At 72.8% G+C, this 17,657-nt stretch carries 20 protein-coding genes; 9 read left to right on the forward strand and 11 right to left on the reverse strand.

The window, feature by feature from the left end:
* Positions 1–12: 12 nt before the first annotated feature.
* From murA to Q0Q47_RS20705, 7 genes are all read left to right on the forward strand, one after another.
* Positions 13–1,278, forward strand: coding sequence for a UDP-N-acetylglucosamine 1-carboxyvinyltransferase (gene murA, locus Q0Q47_RS20675; RefSeq protein ID WP_293864047.1), 1,266 nt, complete (start codon positions 13–15; stop codon positions 1,276–1,278).
* Positions 1,275–2,147 carry an N-acetylglucosamine kinase gene (locus tag Q0Q47_RS20680; protein WP_293864050.1) on the forward strand — a complete coding sequence of 291 codons (873 nt, stop codon included), beginning with the start codon at positions 1,275–1,277 and terminating at the stop codon, positions 2,145–2,147. Before murA ends, Q0Q47_RS20680 begins: the two co-directional genes overlap by 4 nt.
* A 104-nt stretch (positions 2,148–2,251) precedes the next feature.
* On the forward strand, positions 2,252–3,148 hold the full coding sequence (locus Q0Q47_RS20685; protein ID WP_293864053.1) for an N-acetylmuramic acid 6-phosphate etherase: 897 nt from the start codon (positions 2,252–2,254) through the stop codon (positions 3,146–3,148).
* Entirely contained in the window at positions 3,145–3,912 is a 768-nt protein-coding gene (locus tag Q0Q47_RS20690; protein WP_293864056.1) for a GntR family transcriptional regulator, read from the forward strand. The genes Q0Q47_RS20685 and Q0Q47_RS20690 overlap by 4 nt, the downstream gene beginning before the upstream one ends.
* The gene (locus Q0Q47_RS20695) at positions 3,909–4,925 is read left to right on the forward strand and encodes an SIS domain-containing protein (protein ID WP_293864059.1); all 1,017 of its coding nucleotides are present in this window, start codon (positions 3,909–3,911) and stop codon (positions 4,923–4,925) included. Before Q0Q47_RS20690 ends, Q0Q47_RS20695 begins: the two co-directional genes overlap by 4 nt.
* 218 nt (positions 4,926–5,143) lie before the next feature.
* On the forward strand, positions 5,144–5,566 hold the full coding sequence (locus tag Q0Q47_RS20700; protein ID WP_293864062.1) for an FKBP-type peptidyl-prolyl cis-trans isomerase: 423 nt from the start codon (positions 5,144–5,146) through the stop codon (positions 5,564–5,566).
* Positions 5,567–5,619: 53 nt separating this feature from the next.
* Positions 5,620–5,916, forward strand: a complete 297-nt coding sequence (locus Q0Q47_RS20705; protein ID WP_293864065.1) for a hypothetical protein — start codon at positions 5,620–5,622, stop codon at positions 5,914–5,916.
* Between the two features lie 63 nt (positions 5,917–5,979).
* Here Q0Q47_RS20705 and Q0Q47_RS20710 read toward each other — a convergent pair whose 3' ends face one another.
* The 3 genes from Q0Q47_RS20710 to Q0Q47_RS20720 form a co-directional block, all read right to left on the reverse strand.
* Entirely contained in the window at positions 5,980–7,299 is a 1,320-nt protein-coding gene (locus Q0Q47_RS20710) for a cobyrinate a,c-diamide synthase (RefSeq protein WP_293864068.1), read from the reverse strand.
* Between the two features lie 211 nt (positions 7,300–7,510).
* Positions 7,511–7,765, reverse strand: coding sequence for a BrnA antitoxin family protein (locus Q0Q47_RS20715; protein ID WP_293864071.1), 255 nt, complete (start codon positions 7,763–7,765; stop codon positions 7,511–7,513).
* A complete protein-coding gene (locus Q0Q47_RS20720) occupies positions 7,731–8,036 on the reverse strand; it encodes a BrnT family toxin (RefSeq protein ID WP_293864074.1) in 306 nt (101 codons plus the stop codon). The genes Q0Q47_RS20715 and Q0Q47_RS20720 overlap by 35 nt, the downstream gene beginning before the upstream one ends.
* Positions 8,037–8,235: 199 nt before the next feature.
* On the opposite strand from Q0Q47_RS20720, the gene Q0Q47_RS20725 reads away from it, so the two are divergent.
* Positions 8,236–9,351: a cobalt-precorrin-5B (C(1))-methyltransferase gene (locus Q0Q47_RS20725; RefSeq protein WP_293864077.1), complete on the forward strand. Its 1,116-nt coding sequence runs from the start codon at positions 8,236–8,238 to the stop codon at positions 9,349–9,351.
* A gap of 202 nt (positions 9,352–9,553) precedes the next feature.
* Here the strand turns inward: Q0Q47_RS20725 and cobM are convergent, their stop codons facing one another.
* From cobM to cbiE, 3 genes are read right to left on the reverse strand one after another with little or no spacing between them, the layout of a single operon-like run.
* Positions 9,554–10,330: a precorrin-4 C(11)-methyltransferase gene (cobM, locus tag Q0Q47_RS20730; protein WP_293864080.1), complete on the reverse strand. Its 777-nt coding sequence runs from the start codon at positions 10,328–10,330 to the stop codon at positions 9,554–9,556.
* Between the two features lies 1 nt (position 10,331).
* Entirely contained in the window at positions 10,332–10,730 is a 399-nt protein-coding gene (locus Q0Q47_RS20735; RefSeq protein ID WP_293864083.1) for a cobalamin biosynthesis protein, read from the reverse strand.
* Positions 10,727–11,959 (reverse strand): precorrin-6y C5,15-methyltransferase (decarboxylating) subunit CbiE, encoded by a 1,233-nt coding sequence (cbiE, locus tag Q0Q47_RS20740; RefSeq protein ID WP_293864086.1) that lies wholly within the window; start codon positions 11,957–11,959, stop codon positions 10,727–10,729. Before cbiE ends, Q0Q47_RS20735 begins: the two co-directional genes overlap by 4 nt.
* Positions 11,960–12,000: 41 nt before the next feature.
* On the opposite strand from cbiE, the gene Q0Q47_RS20745 reads away from it, so the two are divergent.
* Entirely contained in the window at positions 12,001–12,747 is a 747-nt protein-coding gene (locus tag Q0Q47_RS20745; RefSeq protein ID WP_293864089.1) for a cobalt-precorrin-6A reductase, read from the forward strand.
* On the opposite strand, the gene cobJ is transcribed toward Q0Q47_RS20745, so the two are convergent.
* The 5 genes from cobJ to Q0Q47_RS20770 all read right to left on the reverse strand — a co-directional run.
* The gene (gene cobJ, locus Q0Q47_RS20750; RefSeq protein ID WP_293864108.1) at positions 12,729–13,490 is read right to left on the reverse strand and encodes a precorrin-3B C(17)-methyltransferase; all 762 of its coding nucleotides are present in this window, start codon (positions 13,488–13,490) and stop codon (positions 12,729–12,731) included. The genes Q0Q47_RS20745 and cobJ overlap by 19 nt on opposite strands.
* Before the next feature lie 50 nt (positions 13,491–13,540).
* Complete coding sequence (locus Q0Q47_RS20755) at positions 13,541–14,281, reverse strand: precorrin-2 C(20)-methyltransferase (RefSeq protein WP_293864092.1); 741 nt, start codon at positions 14,279–14,281, stop codon at positions 13,541–13,543.
* Complete coding sequence (locus Q0Q47_RS20760; RefSeq protein ID WP_293864095.1) at positions 14,278–14,910, reverse strand: precorrin-8X methylmutase; 633 nt, start codon at positions 14,908–14,910, stop codon at positions 14,278–14,280. The genes Q0Q47_RS20755 and Q0Q47_RS20760 overlap by 4 nt, the downstream gene beginning before the upstream one ends.
* The gene (gene cobG, locus Q0Q47_RS20765) at positions 14,907–16,202 is read right to left on the reverse strand and encodes a precorrin-3B synthase (protein ID WP_293864098.1); all 1,296 of its coding nucleotides are present in this window, start codon (positions 16,200–16,202) and stop codon (positions 14,907–14,909) included. The genes Q0Q47_RS20760 and cobG overlap by 4 nt, the downstream gene beginning before the upstream one ends.
* Positions 16,199–17,657 (reverse strand): cobaltochelatase subunit CobN (locus Q0Q47_RS20770; RefSeq protein WP_293864101.1); only part of this gene is annotated, 1,459 nt, incomplete at its 5' end. The genes Q0Q47_RS20770 and cobG, both read right to left, overlap by 4 nt.

Genomic DNA, 17,657 nt, shown 5'->3' on the forward strand with positions numbered 1-17,657 from the left:
CGGGAGCGCGGCATGGAGCGACTTGTCATCGAGGGCGGCCACCGGCTGGAAGGCACGGTGCAGATCTGCGGCGCCAAGAACGCCGCCTTGCCGCTGATCGCCGCGAGCCTGCTGAGCGACAGGCCGGTCACGCTGACCAACGTCCCCGAGCTCGCCGACATCCGCTCCATGCTGACCCTCATGGAGCACTACGGCGTGGCGGTGAAAGGCCCGTCGCACGCGGTGATGACGCTCGACGCCGGCGCCGCCGTGAACAAGGAGGCGCCCTACGACATGGTGCGCCGCATGCGCGCCTCCGTGCTGGTGCTCGGCCCGCTGCTCGCCCGCTTCGGCCATGCGCGCGTCTCCCAGCCCGGCGGGTGCGCCATCGGGGCGCGGCCGGTCGACCTGCACCTGAAGGCGCTGGCGGCGCTGGGAGCCACGGTGTCGCTGGACGGCGGCACCATCGACGCCCGGGCGCCGGACGGCGGGCTCACGGGCGGGCGCATCGTCTTCGGCTCCCCGTCGGTGGGGGCGACCGAGACCGCGCTGGTGGCGGCGGTGTTCGCCAGGGGCGAGACGGAAATCCTGAACGCCGCGCGCGATCCGGAGGTCTGCGATCTGGCCGCATGCCTCGTCGCCATGGGGGCCGCGATCGAAGGCGCCGGCACGCACCGGATCCTCGTCCGCGGCGTCACCGGGCTGAAGCCGGCGCGCCACGAGATCATCCCGGACCGCATCGAGGCGGGCACCTACGCCATGGCCGCGGCCATCACCGGCGGGCATCTGGAGCTCACCGGCGCGCGACTCGAGCATCTGGGCGCGGTCGGCGCGGTGCTGGAGGCCGCCGACGTCCAGCTCTGGCCGACCGATCGCGGCCTCATGGTGTCGGGCACCGGCCGGCCGCGCGGCACGGACATCACCACCGAGCCCTATCCCGGCTTCCCCACCGATCTCCAGGCCCAGTTCATGGCGCTCATGGCTATCGCGGACGGGGCCTCGATGATCCGCGAGACCGTGTTCGAGAACCGCTTCATGCACGTGCCGGAGCTGTCGAGGCTCGGGGCCAACGTGACCCTGCAGGGCACGAGCGCGCTGGTGCGCGGCGTTCCCCGCCTCAAGGGCGCACAGGTCATGGCCACGGACCTGCGGGCCTCGGTGAGCCTGGTGCTGGCGGGGCTCGTCGCCGAGGGCGAGACGATCGTCAACCGGGTCTACCATCTCGACCGCGGCTACGAGGCGCTCGACCGCAAGCTCGTGCGCTGCGGCGCCCGGATCCGGCGGGAGGCGGCGCCATGACCGGCCCGCTGTTCCTGGGCGTCGACGGCGGCGGCACGGGCTGCCGGGCCCGCGTCGAGGACGCGGAGGGCACGATCCTGGGCTCGGGCATCGCCGGACCGGCGACGACCCGGCTCGGCATCGAGCAGGCCATGGCCTCTGTGGAGACCGCCTGCCGCGCCGCGCTCGATGAGGCGGGTATCGCTTTCGAGGCGGCCGCTCACGTGCATTGCGGCGTCGGGCTCGCCGGCATGGGGCGCAAGGGCGCGCAGGAGGCCTTCGAGGCCCTGCCGCACCCCTTCGCCTCGATCGCCTTCGCCACGGACGGGCTGGTGGCCTGCATCGGCGCCCATTCCGGCGCGGATGGCGGGATCGTCATCGTCGGGACCGGCAGTTTCGGGCTGGCGCGGGTCGAAGGGCGCGAGATCCGCGTCGGCGGCTACGGGTTTCCCATCTCCGACGAAGGCTCCGGCGCGGACCTCGGCCTGCAGGCGATCCGCCTGGCGCTGCGCGCGCTCGACGGTCGCATCGACCGTACCCCGCTGCTGACCAGCGTGCTCGCCCGCTTCAAGGACGACCCCTTCGAGGCCGTGGCCTGGATGGATCGGGCCAGCGCCACCGACTACGCCACCTTCGCGCCCCTGGTCATGCGCCATGCCGACGACGGCGATCCCGTGGGGCGGCGCATCGTCCAGGGCTCGGCCGAGCAGATCGACGGCCTGGTCCGCGCGCTCGTCGAGCGCGGCGCGCCGCGCATTTCCCTCATCGGCGGCCTCTCCAGCGCTATCGAGCCGTGGCTCGCGCCCGACGTTCGCCGCCGGCTGAAGCCGCTGGACGGGGACGCCGTGTCGGGCGCGATCCGCCTGGCCCGCGAGGTGGCGCGCGTCTGACCTGTCCCGAGCGGGTTGGCTTGTGGACCGAAATGGCATTAGACTGGATACAAACCGGTATTATACGGGACCGTATTCCCGACCCTGCCCGAGGATTGTTGCCGATGCCGACCGAAGACGTCAGCGCCCGCTTCGCCGACCTCGACGGATGGCCCACGCGTGATTCCGTGGAGGCAATGTTCGAGGCGCAGCTCGCCGCCGTGGCGGCGGTCCGACCGGCGCTCGGGGCCATCGCCGACGCCGCAGACGAGGCGGCCGCCGCGCTGCACCGCGGCGGCCGTCTGGTCTATGCCGGGGCCGGGACGTCGGGGCGCGTCGGCGTCCAGGACGGCGCCGAGCTTCCGCCGACCTTCGACTGGCCCTTCGAGCGGCTGGTCTTCGCCATGGCCGGCGGCCAAGGGGCGCTGGTGAAGAGCGCCGAGGGCGCCGAGGACGACGAGGCGGCCGGCGCGCGCGCGATGGACGAGGCCCTCATCGGCCCCGACGACGTCGTGATCGGCGTCGCCGCCAGCGGCACCACGCCCTACACGGTGGCGGCCGTGCGCCGGGCTGCGGAGCGCGGCGCGGTCACGGTCGGAGTCGCCAACAACGCCGGCGCTCCGTTGCTGGCCGTCGCCCGCCACAAGGTGCTGGCGGAAACGGGGGCCGAGGTGGTCGCCGGCTCCACCCGCATGAAGGCCGGTACGGCGCAGAAGGTCGTGCTCAACCTCTTCTCCACCGCCGTGATGATCCGCCTCGGCCGCGTGCATGGCGGGCTGATGGTCCACATGCGCGCATCGAACGCGAAGCTCCACCGGCGCGCGGCGGACATGGTCGTGCGCATCACCGCCTGCACGATGGACGAGGCCTACGCGGCCCTCGAGCAGGGGCGCTGGGAGGTGAAGACCGCGGTGCTGATCGTGCGCGGGGCCTCTCCGGCGAAGGCCGACCTCCTTCTGGCGGAGGAGCGCGGCATCCTGCGCGCCGCGCTGGCGCGCCTGCAGCGCGGAGACGCGGGATGATGCTGAACGGCTCGCCCATCAAGGTCGATTCCGGCAGCCCGACGCCGCTTTATCTGCAGCTCGCCGAGAGCCTGCGCAGCATGATCCGCGGCGGGGCGGTCCGGGTCGGCGAGGCTCTGCCTTCGGAACGCGAGCTCAGCGCCATGACCCGGATCTCCCGGGTCACCGTGCGCAAGGCCATCGACACGCTGCTGCGCGAGGGGCTGCTGTCGCGCCGGCCGGGGTCCGGGACCTACGTCTCGACGCGCATCGAGCAGCCGGCCTCGTTGCTGGCCGGCTTCAGCGCCGACATGGCCAATCGCGGCAGCCGCCCGGGATCCATCTGGATCGAAAAGACCATCGCGCCGCCCACGCCCGAGGAGGTCATGACGCTCGCCGTGGCGCCCGGCGCCATGGTCGTCCGCATCGCCCGCGTGCGCACGGCCGACGACGAGCCGCTCGCCATCGAGCGGGCCACCGTGCCGGCGAACCTCCTGCCGCCCATCGAGGAGATCGGCGACTCGCTCTACGCGGCGTTGGACCGGCACGGCAACCGGCCGGTGCGCGGCCTGCAGCGCCTCCAGTCGTCGCTGGCGAGCCCCGCCGAGGCGCAACTGCTGGGCATTCCCGTCGGCGCCGCCATCCTGCGGATCGAGCGGCGCAGCTACCTGGCGAGCGGTGCCCCGGTCGAGTTCACGCGTTCGGCCTATCGCGGCGACCGCTATGATTTCGTCACGGAGGTCCGCGATCCTTCGATCCGGCCGACGGAGGATGGCGGGCGGTGAGCAGCATGACGCACATGGCTCGCGAGATCGCGGAGATCCCCGCGGCCGCGGAGCGCCTTCTGGCGCAGGACGACGCCTTCGCCTCCATCGCCGCGGCGATCGAAGCGTCCGCGCCGCCCTTCGCGGTCATCTGCGGCCGGGGAAGTTCGGGTCATGCCGGGGTGCACCTGCGCTACCTGATCGAGACCAAGCTCGGCATCGCCGTGTCCGCGGCTGCCCCTTCGGTGGTGACGAGCTATCGTCGCCCGTCGGCGCTCGCCGGTGCGCTCTTCGTCGTCATCTCGCAGTCGGGCGGCAGCCCCGACCTCGTCGCTGCGACGCGCGCCGCGGAGGAGGCGGGGGCCCTGACGCTGGCCTTCGTGAACGTCGTGAACTCGCCGGTCGCGCAGGCCGCCCGGTTCGTGCTGCCGCTGGCCGCCGGGCCCGAGCATTCCGTGGCGGCCACGAAGTCCGTCGTGTCCTCCATGCTGGCCGGCGCCCGCCTCGTGGGCGAGGTGGCGGGCGACCGGGCGCTGGTCGACGCCTGCGGCGTCCTGCCCGGCCGCCTCGCGTCTGCCCTCGCACTCGACTGGTCCACCTGGGGGCACAGCCTCGTGGAGGCCCGCACCGCCTTCGTCGCGGCCCGCGGCTACGGCTTCGGCACGGCCCGCGAGATCGCGCTCAAGATTTCCGAGACGCTGCGCCTGCCGGCGCTGGGCTACAGCGCCGCCGAACTGCGCCACGGCCCCCGCGCCGCCATCGCCAAGGACACGCCCGTCCTGGCGCTGCGGCAGGCGGACGCCACGGGCGAAACCGTCGACGGGCTCGTGCAGGACCTGCGCGCCGCCGGCGAACCGATCTTCCTGGCGGGCGGCGCGGCGTCCGAGCTGCCCTGGATCGGCGACGGCCACCCGGTGCTTGACCCCGTCGCCATGCTGGTCCCCGCCTATGCCGCCATCGAGGCCACGGCCCGAGCCAAGGGCTACGACCCCGACCGGCCGCCCTTCCTGCAGAAGGTGACGCAGACGCTCTGAAGCGTGGTGCTGCCTTCTACACGCCCGCTTGTGCGGGCTGCTCGGGATGAGGCTTCGACACGTTGCCTCCGGTGGCTGCTCAGGATGATGCGCAAAAGGTGTTGAAAACCAACAACCTTCCTGATCCTGAGCAGCCTGCGGAGCGGGCGTGTCGAAGGACGCAGAATGGCCCCACAAGCTCTGCTAGTCTCCGGCGAAACGACTCGGAGAGACCATCGATGACCACCCGCCGCGACATCCTCGCCCTTCTCGCCACCGCCGCCGGCACCTCAGCCGCCTTCGCGCAGGCCGCGCCGAAGGGCAAGGTGACGACCCCGTCAGGGCTTTCCTACAACGACCTGAAGGAGGGTGCGGGACCGATGCCGAAGCCCGGGCAGGCCTGCACCGTCCACTACACGGGCACGCTGGTCAGCGGGAAGAAGTTCGACAGCTCGCGCGACCGCAACGAGCCTTTCACCTTCATGGTGGGCATGGGCCAGGTCATCAAGGGCTGGGACGAGGGTGTCGCCACCATGAAGGTCGGCGGCCGCCGCCAGCTCATCGTGCCGCCGAACCTCGGCTACGGCGCGGCCGGCGCCGGTGGCGTGATCCCGCCGAACGCCACGCTCATCTTCGACGTCGAGCTCCTGAAGGTGGGCTGAGGCCCGCGCGCCTCGTGCCGCGTGGGTTGGCGAAACGCGAGGAGGGCCGTCGCATGAGGCGCCTTGGAAAACTCTTTCTGATCGCTGGCGCCCTCGTCGGGAGCCTGCCCGCGTTCGCGCAGTCGCGGCCGGACAGCCTGACGATGACGTGCGATCAGGTCCGGGCGACGATTGCCCGGCAGGGTGTCGCCGTCATCGGCACCGGTGCCAATGTCTATGACAGGTACGTGGTCGATGCGCGCTTCTGCAGCGCGACCCAGGTCACCCGTCCGGACTTCCTGAAGACGAGGGACGTTTCCGCGTGCCTCGTCTACACCTGCCGCGAGCGCACCCTGTCCTGGAGCCCCTGACGGCGGGCGGGATCACCTGGCCGGTGCATGCCACTCCCGGGCCTGGCCTTCGTGCGTGCACCGTCAGATGACCCGCGCGATCGCGTGGAAAAAGCTGCCGCTGACCAGCCCGCGCCGGCTGCCCGATGGAGTGGGCGCTGCGCCATAGGCGTCCACCACCATGGCAAAGGGTTCGTCGCTGCCGCGGTCGGTCACGCTCGCGTAGTGGAACTCGTGGCCGCGCAGGCGGGTGCCGGCAGGGCCGAGCGGCCCGTCCGCCACGAGCGTCGCTTCGCGGTAGCCGAGGTTCATCTTGCGCTGGGCGAAGCTCGTGGCGACCCCGAGCAGGCCCAGCATGGCGTGCTCCTCGCCTGAGGCATCGGTGAGCGTGCGCCCCAGCGTCATGTAACCCCCGCACTCGCCGTGCACCGGGCGTGTTTGCGCGAAGTCGCGCACGCCGGCCAGGAAGCGCGAGGCCGCGGCGAGGCGCGCGGCGTGCAGTTCCGGGTATCCGCCGGGCAGCCAGCAGGCGTCGCAGTCATCCCGCGGGGCCTCGTCGGCAAGCGGCGAAAACGGCACGATCTCGGCCCCTGCCGCGCGCCACCCCTGGGTCAGGTGCGGGTAGGTGAAGGAAAAAGCCTCGTCCACCGCGAGCGCGATGCGCTGGCCGGGCGGTGGCACGGGCGTGCCCGGCGCGGAGCCGGAGAGCGCCAGCGGCCGCGCGGCGGCGCGGATCGCGTCGAGGTCGCAATGGGCGCTGACGAGATCCGCCATCGCGTCGAGGCGGCGGTCCAGATCTCCCGTTTCGCTCGCCTGCACGAGACCGAGGTGGCGCTCGGGCAGGGTCACGCCCTCGGTGCGCGGGATCGCGCCGAGCACCGGCAGCCCGAGGTCCCGGATGGCGTCCGAGACCAGACGCGTGTGGCGGGCGCTGCCGCTGCGGTTGACGATGACGCCGGCCACCGGCACGCGCGGGTCGTAGGTGGCGCAGCCCTTCACCACCGCAGCCGCCGACTGCGACTGGCCCGACACGTCGATCACCAGCAGCACCGGCCACCCCGTGGCGGCCGATACGTCCGCCGACGACCCGCTGCGGCCGGGCGCCGCCGGCACCCCGTCGAAGAGCCCCATGAGCCCCTCGCACAACACCAGCTCCGCGTCCCTGGCGACCTGCGACGCGAGCCCCGCCACGAGCGCCGGGTCCATGGCCCAGGCGTCGAGGTTCAGGCTCGGCCGGCCGGCCGCCACCGCGTGAAACGCCGGATCGATGTAGTCCGGCCCGCACTTGGCCCCCGCGACGGGAAGCCCCGCGCGGGCGAACGCGCGCAGGAGGCCGAGCGTGACGGTGGTCTTGCCGCTCGAGGAGCGCGGGGCTGCGACGACGAGGCCGGGAGTGGGGGACATGGGAGGCGCTGGACCGTTGTGCGTCCTTCGACACGCCCGCTTGCGCGGGCTGCTCAGGATGAGGGGCATTGTTGTTTCAGCACAAAAGCCTCTCATCCTGAGCCGCGGTCCATCGGACCGCGAGTCGAAGGACGCAGGATGCCGCCGTGCATTCCGTTCGTCCCTGCGATACCACAGGGATCGATGAGTGACGAAGACGTCTCGTGCGGGGCTACTTCGATGTCGCGAGGGCCTTCTCCAACGCCATGCGGATGAAGCGCTGATAGGGAATTCCGGCTTGTCTTGCCCGTTCCCGGATCGCAGCCAGCATCGGCTCCGGCAGCCGTAGGCTCACGGCCTTGTCCTTCGGCTTGAGTTCGAACTGCACCATCTGCCCGCCGGAAAGGTCGAACTGGCTGAGGTCCGCAGTCGCGACGAACGCCTGGGCATCCTTATCCGTCGCGAAAGTCGGGATAGGCTTCTTCATAGGCTTTGACCTCTGTCCCGTGCATGTAACGCGCGCTGATCGGCCTGATCAGGCGCGCGCCCATGCGCTCGCGGAGCGTGAACACGATGAAGGCCTTTCGACCACCCGCCGTTGTGCCAATGGCACGAAAGCGGCGCTCCTGCGGGTTCTCGCGATCCGGAAGAACCAGGACGGGACCGACGAAAACACTCTCGATCGCCTCGAGGCTCAGACCGTGTTTCCGGCATTTCGCGCTGTTCCCGACATCCCAGTCGAACCCGGCAAAATCCATCGCTCACTCGGACTGCAATATACAGATGTATATACAAAATTCAATGCACATATCAGCGCAAGACCCTATCCTGGGCCGACTGGGCGCGACACCGCCCTAGGCGAGCATCAGCGTCGGCGGGTCAGGGACCATCTCGCGTGGCACGGGAGAGATCCTGCCGCCGTGCATTCCGTTCGTCCCTGCGATACCACAGGGATCGATGAGTGACGAAGAACCCTTGCCGGAGGTCCTCGCCAAGCCGCTGCGTCCGGGCTGGACGACGGGCTCCTGCGCCACGGCCGCTGCGCGCGCTGCCTTCGAGGCGCTCGTCAGCGGCCTGTTTCCCGACCCTGTCACGATCACCCTGCCGGGCGGGCAACGCCCGGCCTTCGCGCTTGCGCTGACCGAGGCGGGAGACGGCTTTGCGCGGGCGGGCGTCGTCAAGGACGCCGGCGACGACCCCGACGTCACGCACGGCGCGCTCGTCGTCGCGACGGTGCGGCGTGGTGCGCCGGGCGAGGGGGTGACCTTCCGGGCCGGGGAGGGGGTCGGCATGGTGACGCGCCCCGGCCTGCCGATCCCGCCGGGCGAGCCGGCCATCAATCCCGTGCCGCGCGCCATGATGCGGCAGGCCATCGCCGAGGGGGCCGAGGCCCTGGGCGTTGCCGGCGACGCCATCGTCGAGATCGCCATTCCCGGCGGCGAGGCGCTCGCTGCGCAGACGCTGAACGGGCGACTGGGCATCGTCGGCGGGCTGTCGGTTCTCGGCACGACGGGCATCGTCGTGCCTTTCTCCTGCGCCGCCTGGATCCACACGATTCACCGGGGTGTCGACGTGGCCCGCGCCATGGGCCTCACCCACGTCGCGGGCGCCACCGGCTCCACCTCCGAGGCTGCCGTACAGCGCCTGCACGGCCTGCCCGAAGTCGCGCTCATCGACATGGGCGACTTCGCCGGCGGCATGCTCAAATACATCCGCAAGCACCCCGTGGAGCGGGTCACGGTGGCGGGCGGCTTCGCCAAGATGACCAAGCTCGGGCAGGGCCTGCTGGACCTGCACTCCGGGCGCGGCAGCGTGGACCTCGACTGGCTGGCGGCGCGTGTCGCGGACGCTGGCGGCGACGAGGCGCTGCGGGCCGCCGTGACCGGCGCGAACGGCGCCAATGACGTGCTGAGGCTGGCGCGCGAGAGGGGCCTCGACCTGCCGGCGCTGGTGGCGGGGGCCGCTTGGGACACGGCGGCGCGGGCGCTCGCTGGGGCCGGAGTCGCGCTCGACGTGGTCGTGGTGGACCGGGCAGGGCAGGTCGTCGCCGCTACCGCGCCCAAGCGGGTTTGAGGGCCTGGCATCCAGGCCTTGGGATGCCCTTCGATGTCGCTCCACCCCTCCGCGCGTCCTGCCCGGGCTCGGCCCGGGCATCCACGACTCTGTTTCAGCCACTCTAAAGTCGTGGTTGGCCGGGCCAAGCCCGGCCATGACGGCTGAGAGGTGGAGCAAGCTGGAGGCAAATGCCCAAGCGGGGGGAGAGCTCCCGGCCCTCTCACTCCCCCGTTCCGCGCCAGCCGGGTGTGCGGAAGCGGCGGGCGTAGTCGGCGTCGTAGAGGGCGCTGTTGCGGAAGTCGGAGGCGCCGAGCACGCGCCCGACCAGGATGAGGGCAGTGCGCTCCATGGGGCTCTCGGCGGCCTGCGCCTCGATGGTCGCCAGCGTGCCGCGGATGATGCGCTCGTCGGGCCACGAGGCACGGTAGACGATCGCCACCGGGCAGTCGGCGCCGTAGTACGGCGTCAGCTCCGCCACGACCTTGCCGAGCGCATGCACCGAGAGGTGTACGGCCAGCGTCGCGCCGGTGCGCCCGAACGCCTCCAGCGTCTCGGACGGCGGCATCGAGGAGGCGCGGCCCGAGGTCCGGGTCAGCACCACCGACTGGGCGACCTCCGGCAGCGTGAGCTCGCGCCCGAGCGCGGCCGCGGCGGCGGCGAAGGACGGCACGCCCGGCGTGATCGTGAAGGGGATGCCGCGCGCCTCCAGGAGGCGCAGCTGCTCGCCCATGGCGCTCCAGACCGACAGATCGCCCGAATGCAGCCGGGCCACGTCCTGCCCCGCCGCATGCGCCGTCTCGAACTCCGCCGCCAGGTCCTCGAGGGACAGCGCCGCCGTGTCGACGATGCGGGCGCCGGGTGGGCAGTGGTCGAGGATGGCCTTCGGCACCAGGGAGCCCGCGTAGAGGCAGACAGGGCAGCGCGCGACGATGTCGCGCCCACGGACCGTGATCAGGTCCGGAGCGCCCGGTCCGGCGCCGACGAAGTGCACGGTCATCTCAGCTCTCCCTGCTGGCCGGCGCCGGCCCCGCGACGGCGCAGGTGACGCCGTCGGCGGCCATGCGGGGCACCACCAGGACGGCGCCGGGGCCGGCCCCCGCCAGGGCCGCGGCCTCGGCGACGGACGGCACCCCGAACAGCTCCACGACGCGCTCCGAGCGTGTCTCGACGGCATCCGCCGTGTCGGCCAGCGCCGCCCGCGGCAGGTAGACCAGCGGCAGCCCCAGCGAGATGGCGGCTTCGCGGATGCCGTCCTCGCTTTGCTTGTCGGCGATCGTGAACAGGGCCGCCGCCGGGGCGCCGGCCCGTTCGATGGCGCGTCCCACGAGGGCCGCGATGCTCTCGCCCTGGGCACCCTTGCGGCAGCCGATGCCGACGGCGTAGGTGCCGCGCCTCATGCCCCGCCCTCCGGCTTGGTGACCGCCCACTGCGTCACCGGCATCGCTGCGCGCCAGCCATGCATGGGGCCGACCTTGTCGGCGCGCGACACGGCGATGGTCACCATCTCGCCGCCATGCCGGGCAAAACGCTCCAGCAGCACGGCCTGGGTTTCCAGCGTGACCGCGTTGGCGACGAAGCGGCCGCCGGGGCGCAGGGCAGCCCAGGCCGCATCGAGCACGCCGGCATCGGTCGCCCCGCCGCCGATGAAGACGGCATCGGGCACCGGCAGGCCGGCGAGCGCGTCCGGAGCCTCGCCGCAGACGATGTCGAGATCGGGCACGCCGAGCGCCATCGCGTTGCGCGCCACCCGGGCAGCCCGGTCGCTGCGCGGCTCGACGGCGATGGTGCGGTTCATCGGATGGCGCAGCATCCACTCGATGCCGACCGAGCCCGAGCCCGCGCCGACGTCCCACAGCAACTCGCCGCGCCGGGGCGCCAGGGCCGAAAGCGTGACCGCGCGGATCTCGCGCTTGGTGAGCTGCCCGTCGGTCTCGAACAGAGCGTCGGGCAAGCCGGCCGCGAGCGGCAGGACGCGCGCGTCGCGGCCCGCCAGCACCTCGATGGCCACCGTGTTGAGCGCGGCGACGTCGCCGGCCTCGTAGGTCTCGGCGGTGGCGTCGATGATCCGTTCGGCCGGCCCGCCCATGGCCTCCAGGACGACGAGGCGGGATGCCCCCATGCCGCGGTCCACGAGCTCGCGGGCGAGACGCTTCGGCGTGGTGCCGTCCCACGACAGTGCGACGATGCGCGCGCAGGGCTGGAGATGCGGCACGATCCGCTCGAAGGACCGGCCGTGGAGCGATACCAGCGAGCAGTCCTGCAGGGGCCAGCCGAGCCGGGCGGTCGCGAGGCTGAAGGCGGAAGGCGCCGGCAGGCAGATCACCTCGGCCGGGTCGACCAGGCGCATCAGCGTGTTGCCCACGCCGTAGAAGAAGGGATCGCCGCTCGCCAGCACGCAGACCGGCTGGCCGCGGCGGGCGAGGATCGCGGGGAACGCGTCGACGAGCGGTGAGGGCCAGGCGAGCGTCTCGCCGCGTATGGCCGAACCGGCCAGCGCGATGTGCCGCGCGCCGCCGACCACGAGCACGGCTTGCGAGACGAGCGCGCGTGCGGCAGGAGAGAGCCCGTCGAGCCCGTCCTCGCCGATGCCGACGATCGCCAGCCAGCGGTCCCGCGCGCCGGTCATGGGCGGAGGCTCCCGGCTCCCGAGACCAGTAAGGTCCCCGCATGCGCGTCCTGATCCTCGGCGGCACCACGGAAGCGAGCGCGCTCGTCGCGGCCCTGGCCCGGCGGAACGGCGTCGTGCCGGTGCTGTCGCTCGCCGGCCGGACGGAGCGGCCGGTGCTGCCCGACGTCGCCTTTCGGATCGGCGGGTTCGGCGGGGCAGACGGTCTCGCAGCCTACCTGCAAAACGAAGCCATCGACGCCATCGTCGATGCGACCCATCCGTTCGCGGCCCGCATGTGCTGGAACGCCGCGCAGGCCTGCGCCCGGACCGGCGTGCCGATCCTGCGCTTCGGACGGCCGGCCTGGGCGGCCGTGCCCGGCGACCGGTGGATCGACGTCCCGACCGTGGAGGCGGCGGCCGCTGTGCTCGGCGAGAGCCCGCGGCGCGTGTTCCTGACCGTGGGCCGCCTGTCGCTGCCGGCTTTCGGCGCGGCTCCCCAGCACCACTACGTGGTGCGCAGCATCGATGCGCCCGAGGACCTGTCGATGCTGCCGCACCGCCGGCTGCTGCTGGCGCGCGGACCTTTCGACGCCGAGGCCGAGGAGGCGCTGATGCGGGCCGAGGCGGTCGAGATCCTGGTCACGAAGAACAGCGGCGGCCCGGCCACCGCGGGCAAGATCGCGGCGGCGCGCCGGCTCAGCCTGCCGGTCGTGATGGTCGCGCGCCCGCCGCGGCCCTCCATGCCGGCGGCCGGCTCGGTCGAGGACGTCGTGGCCTGGCTGGAGGCTCATCGCTCCCGTCCGTAGTGGCGCGGGGTGTAGAGCCAGGCCCGTTCGCCGTCGGCGCGGTCGATCAGCCTTGTCTCGGTCGAGCCGATCATGACGAGCGTGCTCATGTCGGCGAGCGCCGGATCGGCTTCGGCGAGGGTGGTCACGACGATGCGTTCGTCCGGCCGTCCCACGGCGCGGGCGAAGACCACGACGGTCTCGGCGGGCTTCACGCGGCGCAGCAGCGCGAAGGCGTCGTGGATCTGGTCGGGTCGGGCCTTCGAGGCCGGGTTGTAGAGCGCGATGACGAAGTCCGCACCGGCGGCCGCCTCGAGGCGCCGGGCGACGACGGGCCAGGGCTTCAGGTTGTCGGAGAGCGAGATGGCGCAGAAGTCGTGCCCGAGCGGGGCGCCGAGCCGCGCGGCCGCCGCCTGCATGGCGCTGACGCCCGGCGCGACGCGCACGTCGAGGGTCCGGAAGGCCGGATCGCCGTGCTCGATCGCCTCGAACACGGCCGCCGCCATGGCGAAGACGCCCGGATCGCCGCCCGAGACCACGGCCACGCGGCGGCCCTCCAGGGCCAGGGCCAGTGCCGCCCGGGCCCGGTCCACCTCCACCCGATTGTCGCTGCCGTGGGCGCGCTGGCCGTCCTTCAGCACGATCCGCTCGACATAGGGCCCGTAGCCGACGATGTCGGTGGCCTCGTCGAGCACGGCGACGGCCTCGGCCGTCATCCAGTCGGCCGGACCCGGGCCGAGGCCCACGATCCAGAGCGGCGCCAGGCCCTGTGCGCCATCTGCAGGCGCTGAAGGCGCTGCGGCGAAGGGCCCGTTCACGGGCGCCTCCCGCGGCCGGGCACCAGGATCATCGAGAAATAAGGCGCCTGGTCGTCGGTCTTCTCGGAGAGCCGCATGACGACTTCGTCCGCCATGGTGCCGCGTTCGACGTAGAAGGCACGGTCGACGAGGCCCGCGTCCGCGAGCACCGCGCGGACTTTCGGCAGGTTGCGACCGAGCTTCATGATCACCGCCGCGTCGCAGTCGGCGAGACGCTTCGCCAGCGCCGGGGCGGGGAGGGTGCCCGGCAGCACCGTGAGAACGTCGTCGCCCCAGGTCATGGGCTGCACCGCCGCGGTCCAGCATCCGGACATGCCGGTCACGCCCGGGCAGACGGTGATCGGGAACCGGTTCTTCAGCCGCTCGTGCATGTGCATGTAGGAGCCGTAGAAGAAGGGGTCGCCCTCGCACAGCAGCGCCACGTCCCGGCCCTGCGCGAGATGGCCGGCGAGCGTCTCGGCCGCCTCGGCGTAGAACCCCGAGAGCGCGTCCACATAGGCCGAGTCCTCGAAGGGGATCTCGACCGTCACCGGATAGACCAGGGGCAACTCGGTGACGCCCGGCTTCATCCAGCCGTCGGCGATGGTGCGGGCATGGCCCCGGCGGCCGCGCTTGCAGAACCAGGCGACGACGGCAGCGCCCGCGATGGCCTTCACCGCCTTCACGGTCACGAGGTCCGGGTCGCCGGGCCCGAGCCCGACGCCGTAGAGGCGTCCCATGGCACCCGACCCGCTCATTCGCGCGCGCTCGCCACGGCATTGACGGCGGCGACCGTCATGGCGCTGCCGCCCTTGCGGCCGCGCACGATCATCCAGGGCACCCGGCCGTCTGCGGCGAGCGCGTCCTTGGACTCTGCCGCGCCGACGAAGCCGACCGGCATGCCGATGACGAGGGCGGGCTTCGGCGCACCCTCGTCGAGCATTTCGAGCAACCGGAACAGGGCGGTCGGCGCGTTGCCGATCGCCACGACGGCGCCGGCCAGCCGGTCTCGCCACAACTCCATGGCCGCGGCGGTGCGCGTGTTGCCGATGCGCTCGGCAAGCGCGGGTACGGAGGGATCGTCCAGCGTGCAGACGATGTCGTTTCTGGCGGGCAGGCGGGCCTTCGTGATCCCGTTCGCGACCATCTTGGCATCGCACAGGATCGGCGCGCCGGATTCGAGCGCCTTGCGCCCGGCGATCACCGCGCCCGGGGAAAACGCGATGTCGGCGGCGGCCTCGACGATGCCGCAGGCGTGGATGATGCGGACCGCGACCGTCTCCTCCTCCGGCGTGAAGCGGGCGAGGTCGGATTCGGCGCGGATCATGGCGAAGGACCGCCGGTAGATCTCCGCGCCGTCGCGGATGTAGTCGTAGCGGGCGCTCACGCGCGGCCCCTTTCCTGCGGTGTCCGGGCGGCCTCGGCCGCCAGGGAGCGCACCGCCGCCACCACGCTGGCGCGGTCGAGACCCTCCCTCGTCGTTCCATCGCCCGCCCGGCCGCCGATGACAAGATCGTAGAGTCCGCGACGCGCCACGATCGTCACCGGGCTGGCACCTGGATGGGCGCAGCCCTTGGGGCAGCCGGAGACGTGCAGCCCGGTTCCCGAGACGGCCAGGAGCCGGGCCTCCAGGGCAAGATCGAGGGCCAGTTCGCGCGTCGGGCCTTCCCCGCTGGAGCAGGCGGGGGCCCCTGCGCAGGCGGCCACGGACAGTCGCGGATCCCAAGGATCCACGATGAGGTCGTGCGCGGCGACGGTATCGGCGGCATCGGCCATCGCGACGCCGGGCAGGAGGAGGCACCGCCAGGGCGTGAGGCGCAGTTCGCCGGTTCCCTTGTCCCGGGCGAGGCCGGCCAGGGCGGCGATCGCGTCACTGCTCCAGCGGCCGAAGGTGGCCGCCACCGCCAGGACCGGCCGTTCGCCGGCATGGAGATTGCCCGGCACAGAGGCAGCGGGGCGAGGGGAGGCCACGGCTCCGTCCGGCGTCCCGAGCCCGGCGGCCGTCGCGATGGTCGCCAGACCCGCGTCCTTGGCAAGCGGCTCCATGCGCCGGTGGGGACCGCGCAGGGCCAGGAAGGCGCGGGCGAGGGCGGCGGCGGTCTCCGGGACGCTTTCGGCGTCGCAACGGCCGAGGATGGGGCCCTCGCATCGTCCGCCCGCGAGAATGGCGAAACGGCCATCCGGCTGCGCGACGAAGCGCAGGTCGACGGACAGGTCGCCGAGCGGGAAGGCTCCCCCGTCCTCGACGGCGAAGCCGAACTTGCCGGGCAGGGCGTGCAGCGCGGTGTCGGTCGTGAGCCTGTGTTCCAGCGCCGCGACGACGGGTCGGATGTCGAGGAGGGCGGCCGGGTCGAGCCCGGCGAGCGGGCTGGCGATGACATTGCGCACCGCTTCACCGGCCGCATCGTCGTCGAGCACGCCGAGAGCCGAGAGGCGCTCGGTCAGGTCCGGCAGCGTTTCAGCCGTGACGCCCCGGATCTGCAGGTTGGCGCGGGCGCTGAGGTCGAAGGCGCCGCCGCCGTAGCGACGCGCCGCATCGGCGAGGTCGAGGGCGAGCGCGGCGGGCAGGATGCCGCCGGTCAGGCGCAGGCGCACCAGCAGGCCGTCGCCCGTCTCCATCGGCCGCAGCGCGCCGGGGCACCAGCCCTTGCGCAGGTGATCCGTTGCCGGGGCGCTCATGCCCGTCGCTCCATCATGTCGGCGAGCACGGCGCCCGCCGAGTTGCTGCGCGCGTGCCAGAGCCCGCGCCGCATGGCCTCGTCGAAGCGCCGGGCGATCGCCTGCGCCGCGTCGGCATTGGCCTCCCGCAGGAAGGCGCGCACCTGCTCGTTGCCGCAGGTCGCCTCGAACATCAGCTCGAACTGGCGGTCGTCGACGACATCGGCGAGCGCCGCCCAGGCGACCAGGTTGTCGACCGTCTGGGCGATTTCCGCCGCGCCGCGGTGGCCGTGGCGCATCTGCCCCTCGATCCAGCGCGGATTGGTGGCCCGTCCGCGCAGGACGCGGGCGACCTCTTCCCCGGCCGTCCGCACGGTGGTCCGCTCGGGCCGCGTGGCGTCCACATGGTAGACCGCCGGCGTGGCGCCGAGATGCCGGGCCGCGGCGGCGAAACCGCCCTCGTGCTCGGCGAAGGCGTCGGAATCGAGCAGGTCCTGGCCCTCGATGTCCTGGACGTGGACTAGGGCGTCGGCTCCCGCCACCACATCGCGGAACGCCTCATGGGCTGCCTCGCCCTCCCGGCCCTGGCCATAGGCATAGCCGGACGCCGCCAGATAGGCCTCGGCGAGGTCGTCGCGGGTGGCCCAGTCGCCCGCATCGAGCTTTTCGCCGAGCCCCAGGCCGTAGGCGCCGGGAGCCGCCCCGAAGATGCGGGCCGGCGCGGCATCCGCCTTTGTGGCGCGCAGGGCTGCCGCCAGCGGATTGTCGTCGTCGGGCTCGTCGAGCGCCGCGACCGCCCGGACGGCTTCGTCGAACAGCGTCACCGCCCCGGGGAACACGTCGCGAAACAGGCCCGAGATGCGCAGCGCCACATCGACGCGGGGCCGGCCCCAGGTGGCGCAGGGCAGAATCTCGAAGCCGGAGACCCGTGTGGACGCCGCGTCCCAGACCGGACGCACGCCGACCAACGCGAGGGCCTGGGCGAGGTCGTCGCCGCCGGTGCGCATGGTGGCGCTGCCCCACAGGTCGACGACGATGCGCTTCGGCCAGTCGCCATGGTCCTGCGCGTGACGCGCCACGACCTCCTCGGCCGTGCGCTTGCCGATTTCCCACGCCGTGCGGGTGGGGACGGCGCGCGGATCGACGCCGTAGAGGTTGCGGCCCGTCGGCAGCACGTCCAGCCGCCCCCGCGTCGGCGCCCCGGCGGGCCCCGGCGGCACGAACCGCCCGTCGAGCGCGGCGATCAGGCCTGCCGTTTCGGCGGCAGGGCAGGCGGCAAGCAGGCGGCCAGCCTCGATGTCGGCTGGAAGGGTGCTCTCCCTCCCCTGCAGGGGAGGGTCCCGGAGCGAAGCGGAGGGGGGTGGGGAACCCGGTTCGGATCGGCTCGAGAGCTGCGGCCGGCCCGGGGCGGGCGCGAACTCCGCGCCACTGTCCCCACCCGTCTCGCGCTGCGCGCGATCCACCCTCCCCTGCAGG

Origin of the sequence: uncultured Alsobacter sp., assembly GCF_945952055.1 — a bacterium.
Taxonomy (GTDB): Bacteria; Pseudomonadota; Alphaproteobacteria; order Rhizobiales; family Beijerinckiaceae; genus Alsobacter.

What these genes read in the sequence shown, in the direction of transcription:
- Q0Q47_RS20690 (WP_293864056.1), top strand. Translation starts at nt 3,145, where the DNA reads ATGATGCTGAACGGCTCGCCCATCAAGGTCGATTCCGGCAGCCCGACG.
- Q0Q47_RS20735 (WP_293864083.1), bottom strand. Translation starts at nt 10,730, where the DNA reads ATGAGGCGCGGCACCTACGCCGTCGGCATCGGCTGCCGCAAGGGTGCC.
- murA (WP_293864047.1), top strand. Translation starts at nt 13, where the DNA reads ATGGAGCGACTTGTCATCGAGGGCGGCCACCGGCTGGAAGGCACGGTG.
- Q0Q47_RS20755 (WP_293864092.1), bottom strand. Translation starts at nt 14,281, where the DNA reads ATGAGCGGGTCGGGTGCCATGGGACGCCTCTACGGCGTCGGGCTCGGG.
- Q0Q47_RS20725 (WP_293864077.1), top strand. Translation starts at nt 8,236, where the DNA reads ATGAGTGACGAAGAACCCTTGCCGGAGGTCCTCGCCAAGCCGCTGCGT.
- Q0Q47_RS20720 (WP_293864074.1), bottom strand. Translation starts at nt 8,036, where the DNA reads ATGGATTTTGCCGGGTTCGACTGGGATGTCGGGAACAGCGCGAAATGC.
- Q0Q47_RS20710 (WP_293864068.1), bottom strand. Translation starts at nt 7,299, where the DNA reads ATGTCCCCCACTCCCGGCCTCGTCGTCGCAGCCCCGCGCTCCTCGAGC.
- Q0Q47_RS20715 (WP_293864071.1), bottom strand. Translation starts at nt 7,765, where the DNA reads ATGAAGAAGCCTATCCCGACTTTCGCGACGGATAAGGATGCCCAGGCG.
- Q0Q47_RS20700 (WP_293864062.1), top strand. Translation starts at nt 5,144, where the DNA reads ATGACCACCCGCCGCGACATCCTCGCCCTTCTCGCCACCGCCGCCGGC.
- Q0Q47_RS20745 (WP_293864089.1), top strand. Translation starts at nt 12,001, where the DNA reads ATGCGCGTCCTGATCCTCGGCGGCACCACGGAAGCGAGCGCGCTCGTC.
- Q0Q47_RS20680 (WP_293864050.1), top strand. Translation starts at nt 1,275, where the DNA reads ATGACCGGCCCGCTGTTCCTGGGCGTCGACGGCGGCGGCACGGGCTGC.
- Q0Q47_RS20705 (WP_293864065.1), top strand. Translation starts at nt 5,620, where the DNA reads ATGAGGCGCCTTGGAAAACTCTTTCTGATCGCTGGCGCCCTCGTCGGG.
- cobG (WP_293864098.1), bottom strand. Translation starts at nt 16,202, where the DNA reads ATGAGCGCCCCGGCAACGGATCACCTGCGCAAGGGCTGGTGCCCCGGC.
- cbiE (WP_293864086.1), bottom strand. Translation starts at nt 11,959, where the DNA reads ATGACCGGCGCGCGGGACCGCTGGCTGGCGATCGTCGGCATCGGCGAG.
- cobM (WP_293864080.1), bottom strand. Translation starts at nt 10,330, where the DNA reads ATGACCGTGCACTTCGTCGGCGCCGGACCGGGCGCTCCGGACCTGATC.
- Q0Q47_RS20685 (WP_293864053.1), top strand. Translation starts at nt 2,252, where the DNA reads ATGCCGACCGAAGACGTCAGCGCCCGCTTCGCCGACCTCGACGGATGG.